Raw genomic sequence first — 14,839 nt, forward strand, 5'->3', positions numbered from 1 at the left:
CGTGCTTCTCAGCTTCCGGAGGCCTTCGCCGCTTTGATGGCGGCCTTGGCAGCCTGCTTGTTGGCGCGAACTTTTCTCAGCGACTCCGGATCCACAATGTCGGCGACAGAAAGAAAAGCGCTCTCCTGGCCGTAGGCGCCGGCAGCCTCGCGCCAACCTTGTGCCTGGAGTCCGCGCTGCTTCCCGAGCAGTGCGAGGAAGATTTTTGCCTTTTGCTCTCCGAAGCCGGGCAATTCCTTCAACCTGCGGAGCACCTCCTGGCCGTCTGGGTTGTCCTGGGTCCAGATGGCGGTTGCGTCTCCATTCCAATCGCGCTGAACGGTCGCGGCGAGATCCTGGACGCGGCCGGCCATCGAGCCGGGGAAACGGTGGACGGACGGACGCTCCTTGAAGACCTCGACGAAGCCCGCCGGGTCATATTCGGCGATTGCGGCAGGGGACATGGATCCGATGCGCGTCCGGATCTTTTCGGGTCCGGCAAACGCAGATTCCATGGTCACCTGTTGGTCTAGCAGCATGCCGATGAGAAGTGCGAACGCGTCATCGCTGAGCAGTTGGTCGGCGGCGGGGTCGCCGGTAATGTGCAGTTCCATGCGCCCATCCTCCCACCTGCTTTGATTCGCGTCATGGTGGCCGACTCAGCAGTCTGATTCCGTCTTCGTCTGTGAGCTCCCCGGCAACTCGCGCCGTTCGAGTGTCTGCCCATAGGGCACGTCCCGGCTGATTGCGACGGTGTACCTGGTGAATCCGTGCTGCGTAACGAGGATCCCGTGACGTCGCTCCTTGCCGGCGTGTTCGCGGGCGATTTCGACGGCGGTGTTCAGGTCGTTCTCGATGGTGTCAGGGTCGTGGGCGGTGATTTCCAGGACGACGTCCGAGTGGCGTTTGATCATCGTGGGCTCTTTCTCGGTGGGAAGTACCGGGCTCTCAGCGGTCACGGGCTTCCGGGCCGGGTGCGCCCGGGGAGGCGGAAGGCGGTGGTTCGAGAGGGGCTGCCCGGCATTCTGTGATGGGGGCGGTTGCTGGCCGTAGAGTCCGGCGGGCTTGATCGGCGGAAGGATTTTCCTGCGGATCTGTAGCCAGTGTGGATGATCGGCGGCTCGGGCACAAGTTGAAATGCCGAAAAAGTTCGCCGTGTCGGCGAGTTGCATCCGCGGAGGAAATTACGCGGGAGCGGGTGTCTGGCTGTCCTAGGACCGGGAGGGCCACGCGCCAGAGCTGGCTTGTGCCCTAGTGTCGAGTCAAGACCGCCGAGTTATATCGAGGGAGTACCGATGAGAATTGCAGTGACGGGTGGAAGTGGAAAACTGGGCCGGCATGTAGTGCGCCGGCTCAGCGGGGACGGGCACCAGGTGTTGAACCTGGACCGCGCGGGCGTGCGGAGCCCCGGTCTGGCGATCGTCGACCTGCGTGACTATGGCCAGGTGCTGGATGTGTTCCTGGGGCTCGACGACCGGCATAGTGGCTTCGACGCCGTCGTGCATCTGGGGGCCATTCCAGCCCCCGGCATCGTCCCGGATGTGGCGACGTTCGAGAACAACATGCTTTCGACATACAACGTCTTTCAGGCGGCCCGCCGGGCCGGCATCAAGAAGGTTGTCTACGCCTCAAGTGAAACGGTCCTGGGACTGCCGTTCGACGTCGACCCTCCGTACATCCCGGTGGATGAGGAATACCCGGCGCGGCCGGAAAGCACCTATTCGCTCGTGAAGCATTTGGAAGAGCAGATGGCCATCGAGTTGACGCGCTGGGACCCCGAGCTGAGCATCGTGGGGCTGCGGTTCTCCAACGTCATGGACGCGGAAGACTACGAACGGTTTCCGTCCTTCGACTCCGACGCCAAGCTGCGCAAGTGGAACCTTTGGGCTTACATCGATGGCCGCGACGGGGCACAGGCTGTGGCCCGGGCCCTTGAAAACGGCAAGCCGGGGTTCGAAGCATTCATCATCGCAAACGCGGACACGGTCATGAGCCGGTCCAGTGCCAGTCTGGCTGCGGAGGTGTTCCCCGACGTGAAGGTGACCAAGGATCTGGAAGAGCACGAGACTATGCTTTCCATCGACAAGGCCAGGCGACTCCTGGGCTTTGAGCCTGAACACACTTGGCGCACCTACCATTCGAACCGCACCACCCCCGTCGAGGATTGAGGAACAGCATGCAATACCGCACTCTGGGCAACAGCGGCGCAGTGGTTTCCAACTACGCGCTCGGAACCATGACCTTCGGGGCCGAGGCTACCGAGGAAACGTCCCACGCCATCCTGGACAGCTACGTCGCGGCCGGCGGCAACTTCATTGACACCGCCGACGTTTACAGCGCCGGTGTATCGGAAGAGATCATCGGCCGTTGGCTGGCCGAACGGCCCGATGCGCGGGACCGCGTGGTGCTGGCCACCAAGGGCCGCTTCCCCATGGGGACGGCGCCGAACGACGTCGGCACCTCCCGACGCCACCTCACGCGGGCGTTGGACGACTCGCTGCGCCGCCTGGGCGTGGAGCAGATCGACCTCTACCAAATGCACGCGTGGGACCCCATCACACCGTTGGAGGAGACGCTGCGCTTCTTGCACGACTCCGTCAGCAGCGGCAAGATCGCGTACTACGGTTTTTCCAACTTTCTGGGTTGGCAATTGACCAAGGCCGTCCACGTCGCCAAGGCCTTTGGCTGGAGCGCACCGGTGACCTTGCAGCCGCAGTACAGCCTGCTGGTCCGTGAGATCGAATCGGAGATCGTTCCGGCCTCGCTGGATGCTGGAATCGGGCTGCTGCCGTGGTCTCCCTTGGGGGGCGGTTGGCTCTCTGGCAAGTACAAGCGCGACGTGCCGCCCACCGGTGCGACCCGTCTCGGTGAAAACCCGGAGCGCGGCATGGAGGCGTGGCAGGCCCGCAACAACGACCCCCGAACTTGGGACGTCATCGGAACAGTGGAAAAGATCGCAGCGGACCATGGCGTCAGCGCCTCCCAGGTTGCACTGGCCTGGTTGGCGGACCGGCCTGCCGTGACCTCCGTGATCCTCGGCGCCCGCACAGCCGAACAGCTAGCAGACAACCTGGCTGCTGCAGACCTGGAACTCAGCCCCGAGGAAACCGACCGGCTCACGCAGGCCAGCCAACCGCGCGTGGGCGTCTACCCGTACGGTCCGATGGCGCAGAACCAGCGCAGCCGGAAGATCGAGGGTGGAAGATAGGCTTCCATTGCCCACGAGGCGGGACAGGCGTTGAATGTGGCTTATGGTCGACTGGGTCCTGATCTCCAACCTCGGCACCGCTCTCGGTACGACCGTTCTTGCCGTCGCGACGTTCATTTCCACGCGCTCGGCCAACCGGTCGGCACGGCTGGCCGAGCGCGCCCTGCTCAATGGATTGCGCCCCATCCTGCTGCCCTCCAACTGGTCTGACGCCCCGCAGAAGGTGCGGTTCATGGAAGGCAAGTGGATGGTGGTGCGCGGTGGCCACGCTGCCCTCGAGATCAGCGACAACGCCGTGTACCTGTTGATGTCTGTGCGCAACGCCGGTGCGGGAGTGGCGATCCTGCACGGTTGGCACCTTCCACCGGACTCCAGGGCTCCGTTGTCACCGGTGGAGGAGTTCCACCGGCTGACCCGGGACATCTACGTCCCGGCCAACGACGCCGGATTCTGCCAGGTCGCGATCCGGGACCCGGAGTCGGCCGACTTCCGCAACGCAACTACGGGCGCGGCCGGCGAGGGCTTCGCCGTCGACGTGCTCTACGGAGACGCTGAAGGCTCGCAGCGCGTTGTCTCCCGGTTCTTCATCACCCCGGGACCCGCGGGGCACGACGACGACGTCGATTGGCTGCTGATGGTCTCGCGCCACTGGAACCTGGACTTGCCGGCGCCACGCGGCTGAGTCAGGGTACGACGCCGGACGTGTCCCGGCGGTCCTAGCCGGCTTCGCTCTGGATGCGGTCCCTGACGCTTTGGGGCATGGTGGAGCATGCGTCGTTGTCGGAGCGCTGGTCGGCATGGCTGTCGGAGGTGTCCGTGATGCCGATTGTCGCGACAGCCCCCTGCCATCCGCCCAGGCCAACGAGCTGCCGGGGGACCCAAACGTTTGCAGCCCCATTCACAAGGTTCCACACGGCGGGGTCGACGCCCGTGCCAAGGTAGATGCCTCCGTTGGGGTCCCTTTTGACCAGATCCGGCAGTGGGAGGACGCCCATCAGCTGCGCCGACTGGTAATCGGTCATATTCCACGGCGGTGTTCCGAAGTAGTACCAACTGGCAGCACAGACGCCGTACAGATGGGGACCGAACTGGGCATAGTTCAGATAGAGCTCCAAGGTCCGCTGAGGGCTCAACGTGTAGCTGAACTGGGTTGCCAGGACGGCTTCAATGCCCTTGCGCACGGCGTTTTGGTCATCCCAGAGGAAAATGTTCTTGACCAGCTGCTGGGGGATGGTGGAACCGCTCGGGTCGGGCTTTCCCTGGAGATAGGCCTGTGCCCTCGCCTGGAGGTCTCCGAGGTCGAAGGCCCCGCTGCGTGTGCCGAGCTGTTCGTCTTCATGAGCGATGGTCGCGGCCAGCAAGTGCCGGCTCATGTGGTTGATCGAGACGAACTGGTAGACGTTCGGCTCGCCCGCCTCCAGCATGTAAGCGGTACGGGTCGGGGTCACGCCCATGCTGAACATGAAGGCAATAATTTGTAGCAGAACGAGCGGGGCGATCAGCGCCAGGAGGAGTTTGCGGCGCCACTTCCGTTTGGATCGCTTGGCCTTTTTGGCGTCTTTGGGAACCGGCTGCAGGGTCGGATCCGCCTCCGTCGAGGGCCGCGCCGACCCGTCTTGCATAGCTCTCTCTGGCTCGGAAGGGACAGGCACCGGGTAGCTGATGACTTTTGCACGCGCCGGTTCCGCGCGGCCCGCTGAAGGGCGGCGCCCGGGCTGCGGACGCCGAGGGGAGGTCGGTGGTGATGGGTTGTCCATCGGTCTGCCTTCACTTCTCGTCCCGCGCGGTTACCCCCGGGAGGGGTAGAGGATGGCACGAAAGTCTACCGGGCCTTGCTGGTTGTTCCGTTCAGCCAAGTAGTCCGGTCCCCATCCCTTAGGGTGCGGGGGAAGATTGTAAGTACACTTACCGAAGTCATCACGAGCAAATATCGGAGCGGCAATGACTTCTGCACGGACCTTTGAATCGATTGTCATTATTTTCAATCCGAACAGCACGGGGGATGCGCGCAGGCTGGCGGAGGGTCTTCTCGGCGAGCTGGAGGGTCTTCTTAGCTACCCGGTGGACATCAGGCTCCAGCCGACCAGCCATGCCGGTCATGCAGTGGAGCTGGCACGGGATGCTGTGAGCGGCGGCGGGGACGTGCTGGTGGTTTCCGTTAGTGGTGACGGCGGTTACAACGAGGTGGTCAACGGTGTGATGCAGGGAGGCAATCCCCGGGCCGTGTGTGCGGTGCTGGGGGCGGGCAATGCCAATGATCACCGGCGGAGCACCGGCACTCAGCCGCTGGGGGAAGCGATCGCCGCGGGCCGGGTGCGGAGCATCGATTTGCTGCGTGTGCACGCAGGCGGGGAAGCGGATTCGCCCGGGGAGTACGCGCACTCCTATGTCGGTTTCGGGCTGACGCCGGTGGTGGCGATGGACTTGGAAAAGGGCGGCAAGGGGGCCCTGAAGGAAATAGTCTCCGTGGTGCGGACCTTCTCGAAGTTTGAGCCCTTCGAAATACGTCAGGCCGACGGTGTGCGACGCCGCTTGGACAGCCTTGTGCTCGCGAATATTCCGGAGATGGCAAAGTACGCCACGCTCAGCGACGCGGACGACAAGCTTGCTGACGGCAAATTCGAAGTGGTCCGCTTTGCCCACATGCCGAAGTGGCGGGTGCTCTTGACGGCGCTGCGGGCCGCTACGACGGGCCTGGGGGACCAGCCCAGTGTGAGCAGCTACTCGTTCACCACCCTCAAGCCCCTGACGTACCAGATTGACGGTGAAGTGAAATCCGTTGACGCGGACATGCCGGTCAGGATCGAGTGCGCCCCGGCGGCCCTCTCCACCCTGGGATAAACAAGGCACCGCACCGTGCAATGAATCTCGTGGTGGAGCGATCTGGGATATAGTCAGCAAGCTTAGTACTTGCCGGGATGGACAACATAATAGGAGTACGAATGGAAATCTGGCCCGGATCGGCGTATCCCCTTGGCGCTACCTTCGACGGAACCGGAACCAACTTCGCCTTGTTCAGCGAGAGGGCCGAAAAAGTCGAGCTTTGCCTGTTTCAGGAGGACGGCTCCGAAACCAAAGTCGATGTCGTGGAAGTCGATGGTTATGTGTGGCACTGTTACTTGCCGCAGGTGCAGCCGGGACAGAAGTATGGCTACCGTGTGCACGGTCCGTATGACCCTGCCGCCGGTCAGCGCTTCAATCCCAACAAGCTCCTCCTGGACCCTTACGCGAAAGCAGTACATGGCCAGATCGACTGGGATCCCGCTCTGTTTTCTTACGACATGGGGGATCCGGACTCCCGCAACGACAAGGACTCTGCGCCCCACATGATGATGGGCGTGGTCATCAACCCGTTCTTCGACTGGGACGGCGACCATCTCCCGCGGATCGCGTACCACCGGTCCGTGATCTATGAGGCGCACGTCAAGGGCCTGACCCAGCTCCACCCGGAGGTTCCGGAAGAGCAGCGCGGCACCTACGCCGGCGTCGCACACCCGTCGGTCATCTCCCATCTGCAGAAGCTCGGCATCACGGCCATCGAACTCATGCCGGTCCATCAGTTCGTCAATGACGGCACTCTCGAGGACAGGGGGCTGAACAATTACTGGGGCTACAACACGATCGGGTTCTTCGCCCCGCACAACAGCTACAGCTCCGCGGGGGACACCGGCCAGCAGGTCCAGGATTTCAAGGCCATGGTCCGTTCGCTCCACCGGGCCGGTATCGAGGTCATTCTTGACGTCGTGTACAACCACACGGCCGAGGGCAACCACCTGGGCCCGACGCTGTCGTTCAAGGGCATCGACAACTCCGCGTACTACCGGCTGGTGGACGGTGATGAGAAGCACTACATGGATTACACCGGTACCGGTAACTCCTTGAACGTCCGCCAGCCGCATTCGTTGCAGTTGCTGATGGATTCCCTGCGGTACTGGGTCACGGAGATGCATGTGGACGGTTTCCGTTTCGATCTGGCTTCCACGTTGGCCCGGGAGTTCTATGAGGTGGATAAGCTGTCGACGTTCTTCGAACTGATCCAGCAGGATCCGGTGGTTTCGCAGGTCAAGCTGATCGCCGAGCCGTGGGACGTCGGTCCCGGCGGCTACCAGGTGGGCAACTTCCCGCCGCAATGGACGGAATGGAACGGCCAGTACCGGGACACGGTCCGCGACTTCTGGCGGGGCGAGCCCTCCACCCTCGGTGAGTTCGCCTCCCGGTTGACCGGTTCGGCGGACCTTTACGAGCACTCCGGGCGCCGCCCGGTGGCTTCCATCAACTTCGTCACGGCCCACGACGGCTTCACCTTGGCCGACCTGGTGTCCTATAACGAGAAGCACAACGAGGCCAACGGCGAGGGCAACAACGACGGCGAATCCCACAACCGTTCCTGGAACTGCGGCGTCGAGGGGCCCACGGAGGACCCGAAGGTCCTGGGCCTTCGTGCCCGCCAGCAGCGGAACTTCATCGCCTCCATGCTCCTGTCCCAGGGAGTCCCGATGCTGCTGCACGGTGACGAGCTCGGCCGGACGCAACGGGGCAACAACAACGGCTACTGCCAGGACTCCGAGCTGACCTGGATCAACTGGGACGGCGTGGACCAGCCGCTGGTGGAGTTCACGGCCGCGGTCAGTGCTTTGCGTGCCAAGCATCCCACTTTCCGGCGCAGCCGATTCTTCGACGGCCGGCCCGTGCACAGGGGCGAGGGAGAACCTCTTCCGGACATCGTCTGGCTCGACCCGGAGGGAGCCCTCATGCAGCCCGAGGACTGGGACAACGGTTTCGGCCGTTCGGTGGGCGTGTTCCTGAACGGTGACGGCATCCACGGCAGGGACAACCAGGGCCGGCGCATCACGGACGTCAACTTCCTGCTCTACTTCAACGCCCACGACGACGAGGTCAAGTTCAGGCTGCCTTCGGATGAGTACGCACCGGCCTGGGACATCCTCATCGATACAGCCGGCGTAGGCGCTGACTCCAAACCCGTCGGAGCAGACGGCATTGTCTCTCTCGCCGCGAAGTCCCTCGTGGTGCTTCGCGCGCACAGCACTCCCGAGGAGGTAGCCGATCACTCGGTGGCCGCGTCGCTCGCAGCGCTGACGCAGACGGCGACCGCCGAGACAGCGGCGCTCACGTCACCTACCGTTCCCGAGCCGAAAAAGACGAAGAAGCCGGCGGCAGCGCGGCGGCCAAGCAAGCGGAACACTCCGTGAAGGGTCGGCTATTTCTTGATCGGGGCCTTGCCTGTCAGTAAGCATGCTGATTGACTCAGAGGCGAAGCGCCGGACTGGCGCTGGTCTTCGTTTGCAAAGGAGATGCACCATGGGATTTCTCGCTTTTATTCTGCTCGGCCTGATCGCGGGCGCCATCGCGAAGGCCATTCTTCCTGGAAGGCAAGGCGGCGGCTTGCTGCTTACCCTTCTTCTGGGAGTTGTCGGAGCGTTTCTTGGTGGTTGGATCGGTTCTCTCGCCTTCGGTGGTGGACTGGGAGACTTCTTCGATCTGAGGACCTGGCTGCTGTCCATCCTGGGAGCCATCATCGTGCTTCTGATCTTCGGCGTAGTCAGAGGACGTCGAAGCAGGGTCTAGTCACGGAGGCAGGGACCTGTGGAGTACGCCCTTCTATCGTCCGTACCCGCGATGCTGGTCAGGCCTTCGCCGCCACGGGATCGTTCGGGTGTGGATTCAGCGGCGTGATCTTCACAGTCATCCACACATGCAACGGGAGCGAGGCCAGGATCTCCTTGAGATCGGCCTCCGTGTTGGCGCTCCAGAGGCCGAGAGTGCGCCACTCGCCCGGCTCCGTGGGCGGCCTCCACAATCGCAGGAGGTGGCCCATCTGCGCCAGTTCGGCAGCGCGGATAGCCTCGCGATCCTTGGTAGCGTCGACCGTCGATTCTGGCGTTCCATGCGGGACGTTCGTGGTGAGCGTGGTGAGGAATTCCATGGGACTGCTTTCTTTCTTGTTGTCAGATGCGGCCTGTTGTTAGATGCGGCCTGGGAGGCGATCGGTGACTTCCTGGACGATCCACAGATTGCCGTCGGGGTCTTCGAAGGAGCAGAAGGACGCGTAACTGGTGCGTTCGGGGTCGACGCCGGGCTGTCGCGCCTCAACGGGGAACGGCGGACCGTGCCAGATGTCAGTCACCTTGATGTCACGCCCGACGAGTTCGTGGTGGGCAGCTTCAATGTCGGACACGACGAGTGTGTTCACGGCTGAGCCCGGCTTGGCCGGGTTGAGACCTATGCCGAAGTCGACCGAGGTTCCCGAGCCCGGCGGGGTGAACTGGACAATGCGCAACCCCTCCATCGGGGCGGCGTCCTCGTCGAGGCGCCAAGCCAGTTGTTCGTAAAACTTCTTGGATCGGTCCGGGTCCGATACCGCGATGACCTGGACCTCGAGGTTCATCGGGATGCTTGCACTCATGGCTATCTGTCCTTTCGGTGTTTGTTGGTTGCCGGGCGGGTGCCCTTTCTTTGAGTCAACCCGAGTGCCCGTCTGCGGTCCACGACTTGTATCCGAACACTGGTAGGCCCCGCCTCTCACCGGTCATCCCGGCGTACAATCAACCCGTGGAACTCCGGCAGCTCACCTACTTCGTCGCTGTCGCCGAGGAGCTGCATTTCGGTCGAGCCGCAGAGCGGCTTCACATTGCCGGGCCGTCGCTCTCCCAGCAGATCATCAACCTCGAGCGCGAGCTCGGGACTCGGCTCCTCATCCGTGATCGCAGGCACGTCGAGCTGACGCCCGCCGGCAGCGAGTTCCTGACTGATGCCCGGGAGGTCTTGGCCGCTGCCGCACGAGCGTTCGATCGGGCTCGCAACGGCGACCGACAATTGCCGTTGCGGCTGGGCTATGTCAGTTGGCTTCCCCCAGGGATCGCGACAATGCCCAACCTTCGGATCCGTCTCGACGAGTGGGTCCTGCCATCACACACTCAGGCAGCGCGGGTGGCCGAAGGCAGCCTCGATCTCGCCATCGCGTGGATTGAGGAGGCCGACGTTGTGCGGCAGGGCCTGGCCGCCGAGCTTTTAGAGTACGAGCGACTGCAAGCGGTCATGCCAGGCACGCACCACGCGGCTCGTCACGACAGTGTGCCAGCAGCCGAACTCACGGTCCTCGTCGATGTCGACGAGGCGTCCTGGGACTCGTGGAACCGCTACGCCTTGGCCTTCGCGCAGGCCAGTGGCGCGTCCGTCACACAAATCGACGACGGTGGCATAACCGGACCCGCGTTCTTCGAGCACGTGGCCCGTTTGAGGCGCCCAGTGCTCCAGTCGCCCAAACGTCATGCCGCGCCGATGCCACCCACGTTGACCCGTCGGCCTGTCACGTCCCCGGTACCGCTGTGGGCTTGGGATCTGCTGCACCGCGCGGATGACACGCGGCCTATGGTCACGAGCGCGATCCGAACGTTGATCGACGGTGCCTCGGCGGCTGGGTGGCGAATACCGCCGACCGAAACCCACTGGCCCCCAACCATTGGAAAGCAAGCGTGATGGGTTTCGCACCCCTAGGACTGGATTTGGTCGTTGCCGAAAAGACCTGGCAGCCCGCCTGTATGGAGAAACACTGCTGTGCCTTCCGGTAGACGATGGTGGCGTGCTGCGCTGATTAAGCCGGCCATGGCGCGCCCGGTATATGTCGGATCGAGGATAATGCCTTCCATCCGAGCGGTCAGATGAATCGCTTCTCGTGCCGCCTCTGTGAGGTATTCGTATCCGGCGCCGACCTGCTCTTCATCAATGCGAAGCGCGCCGCTGGCAAAGCCCATCTCGTCGATGAGGCGTGCGACGGCGGCTCGCGCATCTTTGAGCGCTCCAGAGTCAACACCGAATACGCGCTCCGCTCCGATGGCTGCGACCAGGCCAGCCATCGTCCCGCCGGAGCCTACTGCCACGGTGACGCTCCCCAGATCAGGTACCTGCTCGAGCAGCTCCATTCCCGCTTGCCGATACGCCTCCGCGCTGCGTGCGTTCGTTCCGCCGAAAGGTATCCGAAACGCGTCCCGTTCGCTCGCTAATTCTGCGGCGATGCTTTCAGTTTCCGAGGTCCCGGCGAATACAAGCTCAGCGCCCAGGATTTGATCGAGCAGAAGGTTGCCAGTGAGTTTTTCCGGGCGTGCTCCCGCAAGTACGAGTATCACGTGCATTCCAAGGCGAGCTCCCGCGGCAGCCGTGAGCCGCGCGTGATTGCTTTGCTGAGCGCCAGTGGTGACGATGACGCGCGCACCGTGCTTTACAGCGTCCGCCATCATGATTTCGAGCTTACGCACCTTGTTGCCACCGCCCGCAAGGCCCATCAGGTCATCGCGTTTGAAGACCAACCGATCTCGTGGGATGCCGAGGGGCGCAGCTAGCCGGGGTACCGCTTCTACCGGGGTCGGCCGTATAAAGAATTGCATCTTCTTTTCCATCCTTAGCTTCGTCTCAAAGGTCGCGGGAACGGGCGGACGGCGAAAGCTAGTCGGCGACGAGCCGCCGCCGAAGGGACACCGTTCCCAAAGCGAGCCCGACCGCGGCCGTCGCTAGCAGCACCGCGAGGTCCCGGCCCAGATTGTCGGTCGACTGGTAGAAGATCGCGGCCTCCAAGGCATCCACCCCGTAAAACGTCGGTGTGAAGTGCGCAATGGCCTGGATCCAATCCGGCAAGAACGCCGCAACACTGATTCCTCCGCTGAGGAAAAACAGGTAGATCGAAAGGTTGATGCCGGCCCCGGCAACGGCTGAGAAGCGCCGCAGCGCACCACCCAAAGCCGTGCCGAGCCCAGCGGCCGCTAGCGCGATCAGTCCAATCGCGGCCAGCGCCGGCAACCAATACCAGCCGGCAGGCCGGAGGACCCCAAAGGCGAACGACAAGACAAGGACAATCGCCGCCACGAGCATGGTTGTTACCCAGCACGCCAGGATCTTGCCGGCGATCACCGACCCGCGCCCGATCGGCGAGAGCAACAGCGCCTTGATGGTCAGGTCTTCGAACTCGCGGGCGGCGGCCAACCCGCCATTGACGATCCCCATGATCGTGAGTAGGAGCACGAGGATCGGCACGAGCTGAAACTGGACCAGACCGACGTCGTGCGGCCTCAGGTCCGATTCGGCCACGCCGACCATGATCGGCGTGTCCGGCTGGCCGGCATAAAAGTTGGTAATGGCAGCCGGAACTGAACGGCGCAGATCGTTCGTGAAGTCGAGGTTCAGGTTGTTGATCCGCACGCTGACGGGGTCGGGCCGCTGTGCCCGGTAGTCGTCGTCGAACGTGGCGGGTACGGTAATGACCGCCGCGACTTGGAGCGTGTCCAGGAGGTGGGTGGCTTCAACGGGGTCGGCCCGTTGGACGCGGAACGCGTCCGATCCCTCAAGGATCGAGACGAGTCGCTGCGCCTGCGGCCCGCTGTCCTCAACCACCAGTGCGACCGGGTTCCGGCCGACCGCCCCGGCCACCACGAAGATGATCAGCAGGAACGCGACAGGCGGCAGCAGGCTGGCCAGAATCGCCGACGGCGTCCGGAACCAGGTCAGGATGTCTTTCGCCGCGATGGCGAGCACCGCACGGCCGGCGGCCATCAGTGCCTCGCCCCCCGCCGGCCGAACACGAAGGCCGTGCACCCGATGGCCGCCAAGCTGAAGGCTGCCAGCACGATGGCGTCCACAGCCAGGCCTTGCGGGGCCGTCTGGTAACCGTGGAAGGCGTGCTGGAAGGCGGCGATCGCATACGTGAGAGGCGATATCGCGGCGATCCCTCCAGGGATGGCGCCCAGCCAGTTCGCCGGCCCGAACGGTCCGCTCAAGAAGAACAGGGGAAGGACGGCCGCGATGGATAAGGGGATTGCCTGTTGCCTCCGGCGGACCAGAGTCCCGACCAGGACACCGCGGGCGAGGAACGCCGCCAGAATCAGGAGTCCGAAGCCCAACACCTCGAAGGGATGGAGCGGATGGACCCCGATAAAAAGGACCACGACGGCGAGTAGCAGCAGCGCGGACGCCGCCGCGAGGACTGCGGCTCCCAGGACCTTGCCCACCCCGATGGTCAAACGGCTCACAGGCGCCAGCGCGAGTTCCTTGATGGTCCCGAGTTCGTAGTCCCGCGCGGTATTGACGCTGCCTTGCAGTTGGGACGCGAGCATCAGGCCGGCAACCATGATGCTCACGGCGAGATACGGAATGTAGCCCGTGTCCTGGGCTTGGACGTCGGATTCGCGGGCTGTCACCACCACCTGATCGGGGAAGGCGTCCGCGTAGAAGGACGTGATGGACAGGGGCACCGCCCTACGGATGTCGTTCGTGAAGTCGACGTTCAAGTTGTTGACTTCCACCGGAATCTCGATTCGCGCTCCGGCGGCGAGGGCGGCGTCGAACTCTTGTGGGACGGTCACGACGGCGACAATGCTGCCGGAGCGGATCTCCCGTTCTGCATCGGACGGCGTTGCGGTGTGGATGATGAACGAATGCGCGCCGTCCATGGCCTGGACGAAACGTTCCGCCAGCGGTCCGTGATCATTCATCACGACCGCGATCGGTGCTTGGCCGCCGCTGATCGCGAAGAGCAGGAAGAGAAGCAAAAAGTTGATCGGGATCAGGACGCCGATGATCGCGAACAACGGCTCCCGGAGGGTGAGCCGGATGTCCGTCGCCGCCACGGCCCGGACCACACGCAGGTCATGGCGGAGGCTCATTCCCGGAGCTCCTTGCCCGTCAGGCTCAGGAAGACCTCGTCGAGGCTCGGTTCGCGGCTCTGGATTTCCTCCAGGCTCATGGATCCGACGACGGCGGTCACCACTTTGCCGGTGACGTCGGCACCACCCTCCACAGTGACCTTCAGCGAGCCGTCGGAAGCAACTGCCGAGACAACCCCGGGGAGCGCAAGGACCCTCCGAACGATGTCCTCGCCGGGAGCAGGATGTGTGCGCATTTCAAGCACCGTGTCACCGAAGCTGCGCCGCAGCTTGGATGGCGAATCGAGCGCCACCAGCCGTCCGCGGTCGATGATGGCCAAGCGATCGCACAAGACGTTGGCTTCCTCAAGGTAGTTGCTGGTGAGGAGTACGGTGGTGCCGTGTTCCTTGAGTTCGAGGATCCTGTCCCAGAGGGCATGCCTGCTTTGCACGTCGACTCCGAGGGTCGGTTCGTCGAAGTAGAGCAGTTCGGGTTCGTGGAGGAGTGCCCGGACCAGGGCGAGGCGTCGTTTCATGCCACCGGAGAAGGTGGAAACGCGGCTCTTCCGGCGTTCCACCAACTGCGCAAGCTCAAGTAGCGAGGTGATCTTCCTATCGAGACCATGCTTGGGCACGTCGAAGAGGTCGGCATGAAACCGGAGGTTGGCATCGGCCGTGAGTTCCTCGTAAAGCGCGTTCTCCTGCGGTACCGTCCCGAGCGAGCGCCGGATCCTGCGCGGATCCTTCAGCAGGTCGATGCCCAGGACCCTGACCGCGCCGGAGCTTGGGCGGCTGAGGCCGCTGATCATGTCGATGGTGGTCGTTTTGCCGGAGCCGTTGGGCCCGAGAAGGCCGAAAATCTCCCCGCGTTCAACCTGCAGGCTGAGGTCGTCGACGGCGGTGAGGGAACCGAATCGCTTTGTCACGCCTATGAGCTCAATGGCCGTTTCAGTCATGCCTTTTCCTCCCCGGACAGCGGGAGCAGGAACGCGGTCGCGATCCG

At 63.5% G+C, this 14,839-nt stretch carries 16 protein-coding genes; 7 read left to right on the forward strand and 9 right to left on the reverse strand.

All coding sequences use genetic code 11. From position 1 onward, the window contains the following. Positions 1-8: 8 nt before the first annotated feature. Positions 9-593, reverse strand: a complete 585-nt coding sequence (locus AC4CS3_RS10905; protein ID WP_078105204.1) for an HhH-GPD-type base excision DNA repair protein — start codon at positions 591-593, stop codon at positions 9-11. 45 nt (positions 594-638) lie between these two features. Further along, on the reverse strand, positions 639-938 hold the full coding sequence (locus AC4CS3_RS10910; RefSeq protein ID WP_441414466.1) for a hypothetical protein: 300 nt from the start codon (positions 936-938) through the stop codon (positions 639-641). A 336-nt stretch (positions 939-1,274) separates the two neighbouring features. Between AC4CS3_RS10910 and AC4CS3_RS10915 the strand changes: the two genes are divergently transcribed. The 3 genes from AC4CS3_RS10915 to AC4CS3_RS10925 are packed head-to-tail and all read left to right on the forward strand — an operon-like array spanning position 1,275 to position 3,869. Further along, a complete protein-coding gene (locus AC4CS3_RS10915; protein ID WP_490783479.1) occupies positions 1,275-2,147 on the forward strand; it encodes an NAD-dependent epimerase/dehydratase family protein in 873 nt (290 codons plus the stop codon). An 8-nt stretch (positions 2,148-2,155) separates the two neighbouring features. Then, positions 2,156-3,187, forward strand: a complete 1,032-nt coding sequence (locus AC4CS3_RS10920) for an aldo/keto reductase (protein ID WP_490783480.1) — start codon at positions 2,156-2,158, stop codon at positions 3,185-3,187. A 43-nt stretch (positions 3,188-3,230) separates the two neighbouring features. After that, complete coding sequence (locus AC4CS3_RS10925; RefSeq protein WP_490783481.1) at positions 3,231-3,869, forward strand: hypothetical protein; 639 nt, start codon at positions 3,231-3,233, stop codon at positions 3,867-3,869. A gap of 34 nt (positions 3,870-3,903) precedes the next feature. Here the strand turns inward: AC4CS3_RS10925 and AC4CS3_RS10930 are convergent, their stop codons facing one another. Then, on the reverse strand, positions 3,904-4,809 hold the full coding sequence (locus tag AC4CS3_RS10930; protein WP_490783482.1) for a transglycosylase domain-containing protein: 906 nt from the start codon (positions 4,807-4,809) through the stop codon (positions 3,904-3,906). A 319-nt stretch (positions 4,810-5,128) separates the two neighbouring features. On the opposite strand from AC4CS3_RS10930, the gene AC4CS3_RS10935 reads away from it, so the two are divergent. The 3 genes from AC4CS3_RS10935 (at position 5,129) to AC4CS3_RS10945 (ending at position 8,773) form a co-directional block, all read left to right on the forward strand. Next, on the forward strand, positions 5,129-6,028 hold the full coding sequence (locus AC4CS3_RS10935; RefSeq protein WP_490783483.1) for a diacylglycerol/lipid kinase family protein: 900 nt from the start codon (positions 5,129-5,131) through the stop codon (positions 6,026-6,028). Positions 6,029-6,129: 101 nt separating this feature from the next. Beyond that, entirely contained in the window at positions 6,130-8,397 is a 2,268-nt protein-coding gene (glgX, locus tag AC4CS3_RS10940) for a glycogen debranching protein GlgX (RefSeq protein ID WP_490783484.1), read from the forward strand. Between the two features lie 109 nt (positions 8,398-8,506). Then, on the forward strand, positions 8,507-8,773 hold the full coding sequence (locus AC4CS3_RS10945; protein WP_490783485.1) for a GlsB/YeaQ/YmgE family stress response membrane protein: 267 nt from the start codon (positions 8,507-8,509) through the stop codon (positions 8,771-8,773). Positions 8,774-8,831: 58 nt separating this feature from the next. Here the strand turns inward: AC4CS3_RS10945 and AC4CS3_RS10950 are convergent, their stop codons facing one another. Both AC4CS3_RS10950 and AC4CS3_RS10955 read right to left on the reverse strand, forming a co-directional pair. Then, entirely contained in the window at positions 8,832-9,131 is a 300-nt protein-coding gene (locus AC4CS3_RS10950; RefSeq protein WP_441414458.1) for a muconolactone Delta-isomerase family protein, read from the reverse strand. Between the two features lie 39 nt (positions 9,132-9,170). Beyond that, positions 9,171-9,611, reverse strand: coding sequence for a VOC family protein (locus AC4CS3_RS10955; protein WP_490783486.1), 441 nt, complete (start codon positions 9,609-9,611; stop codon positions 9,171-9,173). Between the two features lie 146 nt (positions 9,612-9,757). Between AC4CS3_RS10955 and AC4CS3_RS10960 the strand changes: the two genes are divergently transcribed. Beyond that, on the forward strand, positions 9,758-10,684 hold the full coding sequence (locus tag AC4CS3_RS10960; protein ID WP_490783487.1) for a LysR family transcriptional regulator: 927 nt from the start codon (positions 9,758-9,760) through the stop codon (positions 10,682-10,684). A gap of 14 nt (positions 10,685-10,698) precedes the next feature. Here AC4CS3_RS10960 and AC4CS3_RS10965 read toward each other — a convergent pair whose 3' ends face one another. Genes AC4CS3_RS10965 through AC4CS3_RS10980 form a run of 4 tightly spaced genes read right to left on the reverse strand, consistent with a single transcriptional unit; the run spans position 10,699 to position 14,792 of the window. Beyond that, complete coding sequence (locus AC4CS3_RS10965) at positions 10,699-11,601, reverse strand: pyridoxal-phosphate dependent enzyme (RefSeq protein WP_490783488.1); 903 nt, start codon at positions 11,599-11,601, stop codon at positions 10,699-10,701. Between the two features lie 46 nt (positions 11,602-11,647). After that, a complete protein-coding gene (locus tag AC4CS3_RS10970) occupies positions 11,648-12,748 on the reverse strand; it encodes an ABC transporter permease (RefSeq protein ID WP_490783489.1) in 1,101 nt (366 codons plus the stop codon). Further along, positions 12,748-13,857, reverse strand: a complete 1,110-nt coding sequence (locus tag AC4CS3_RS10975) for an ABC transporter permease (RefSeq protein ID WP_490783490.1) — start codon at positions 13,855-13,857, stop codon at positions 12,748-12,750. The genes AC4CS3_RS10970 and AC4CS3_RS10975 overlap by 1 nt, the downstream gene beginning before the upstream one ends. Then, the gene (locus AC4CS3_RS10980; RefSeq protein ID WP_490783491.1) at positions 13,854-14,792 is read right to left on the reverse strand and encodes an ABC transporter ATP-binding protein; all 939 of its coding nucleotides are present in this window, start codon (positions 14,790-14,792) and stop codon (positions 13,854-13,856) included. Before AC4CS3_RS10980 ends, AC4CS3_RS10975 begins: the two co-directional genes overlap by 4 nt. Positions 14,793-14,839 lie beyond the last annotated feature (47 nt).

This window comes from Arthrobacter sp. SE2, assembly GCF_058244265.1.

Bases quoted from the DNA above. Each gene is read 5' to 3' on its own strand.
- AC4CS3_RS10905 (WP_078105204.1), bottom strand. From the start codon at position 593: ATGGAACTGCACATTACCGGCGACCCCGCCGCCGACCAACTGCTCAGC.
- AC4CS3_RS10915 (WP_490783479.1), top strand. From the start codon at position 1,275: ATGAGAATTGCAGTGACGGGTGGAAGTGGAAAACTGGGCCGGCATGTA.
- AC4CS3_RS10920 (WP_490783480.1), top strand. From the start codon at position 2,156: ATGCAATACCGCACTCTGGGCAACAGCGGCGCAGTGGTTTCCAACTAC.
- AC4CS3_RS10925 (WP_490783481.1), top strand. From the start codon at position 3,231: ATGGTCGACTGGGTCCTGATCTCCAACCTCGGCACCGCTCTCGGTACG.
- AC4CS3_RS10930 (WP_490783482.1), bottom strand. From the start codon at position 4,809: ATGCAAGACGGGTCGGCGCGGCCCTCGACGGAGGCGGATCCGACCCTG.
- AC4CS3_RS10935 (WP_490783483.1), top strand. From the start codon at position 5,129: ATGACTTCTGCACGGACCTTTGAATCGATTGTCATTATTTTCAATCCG.
- glgX (WP_490783484.1), top strand. From the start codon at position 6,130: ATGGAAATCTGGCCCGGATCGGCGTATCCCCTTGGCGCTACCTTCGAC.
- AC4CS3_RS10945 (WP_490783485.1), top strand. From the start codon at position 8,507: ATGGGATTTCTCGCTTTTATTCTGCTCGGCCTGATCGCGGGCGCCATC.
- AC4CS3_RS10950 (WP_441414458.1), bottom strand. From the start codon at position 9,131: ATGGAATTCCTCACCACGCTCACCACGAACGTCCCGCATGGAACGCCA.
- AC4CS3_RS10955 (WP_490783486.1), bottom strand. From the start codon at position 9,611: ATGAGTGCAAGCATCCCGATGAACCTCGAGGTCCAGGTCATCGCGGTA.
- AC4CS3_RS10965 (WP_490783488.1), bottom strand. From the start codon at position 11,601: ATGGAAAAGAAGATGCAATTCTTTATACGGCCGACCCCGGTAGAAGCG.
- AC4CS3_RS10970 (WP_490783489.1), bottom strand. From the start codon at position 12,748: ATGGCCGCCGGCCGTGCGGTGCTCGCCATCGCGGCGAAAGACATCCTG.
- AC4CS3_RS10975 (WP_490783490.1), bottom strand. From the start codon at position 13,857: ATGAGCCTCCGCCATGACCTGCGTGTGGTCCGGGCCGTGGCGGCGACG.
- AC4CS3_RS10980 (WP_490783491.1), bottom strand. From the start codon at position 14,792: ATGACTGAAACGGCCATTGAGCTCATAGGCGTGACAAAGCGATTCGGT.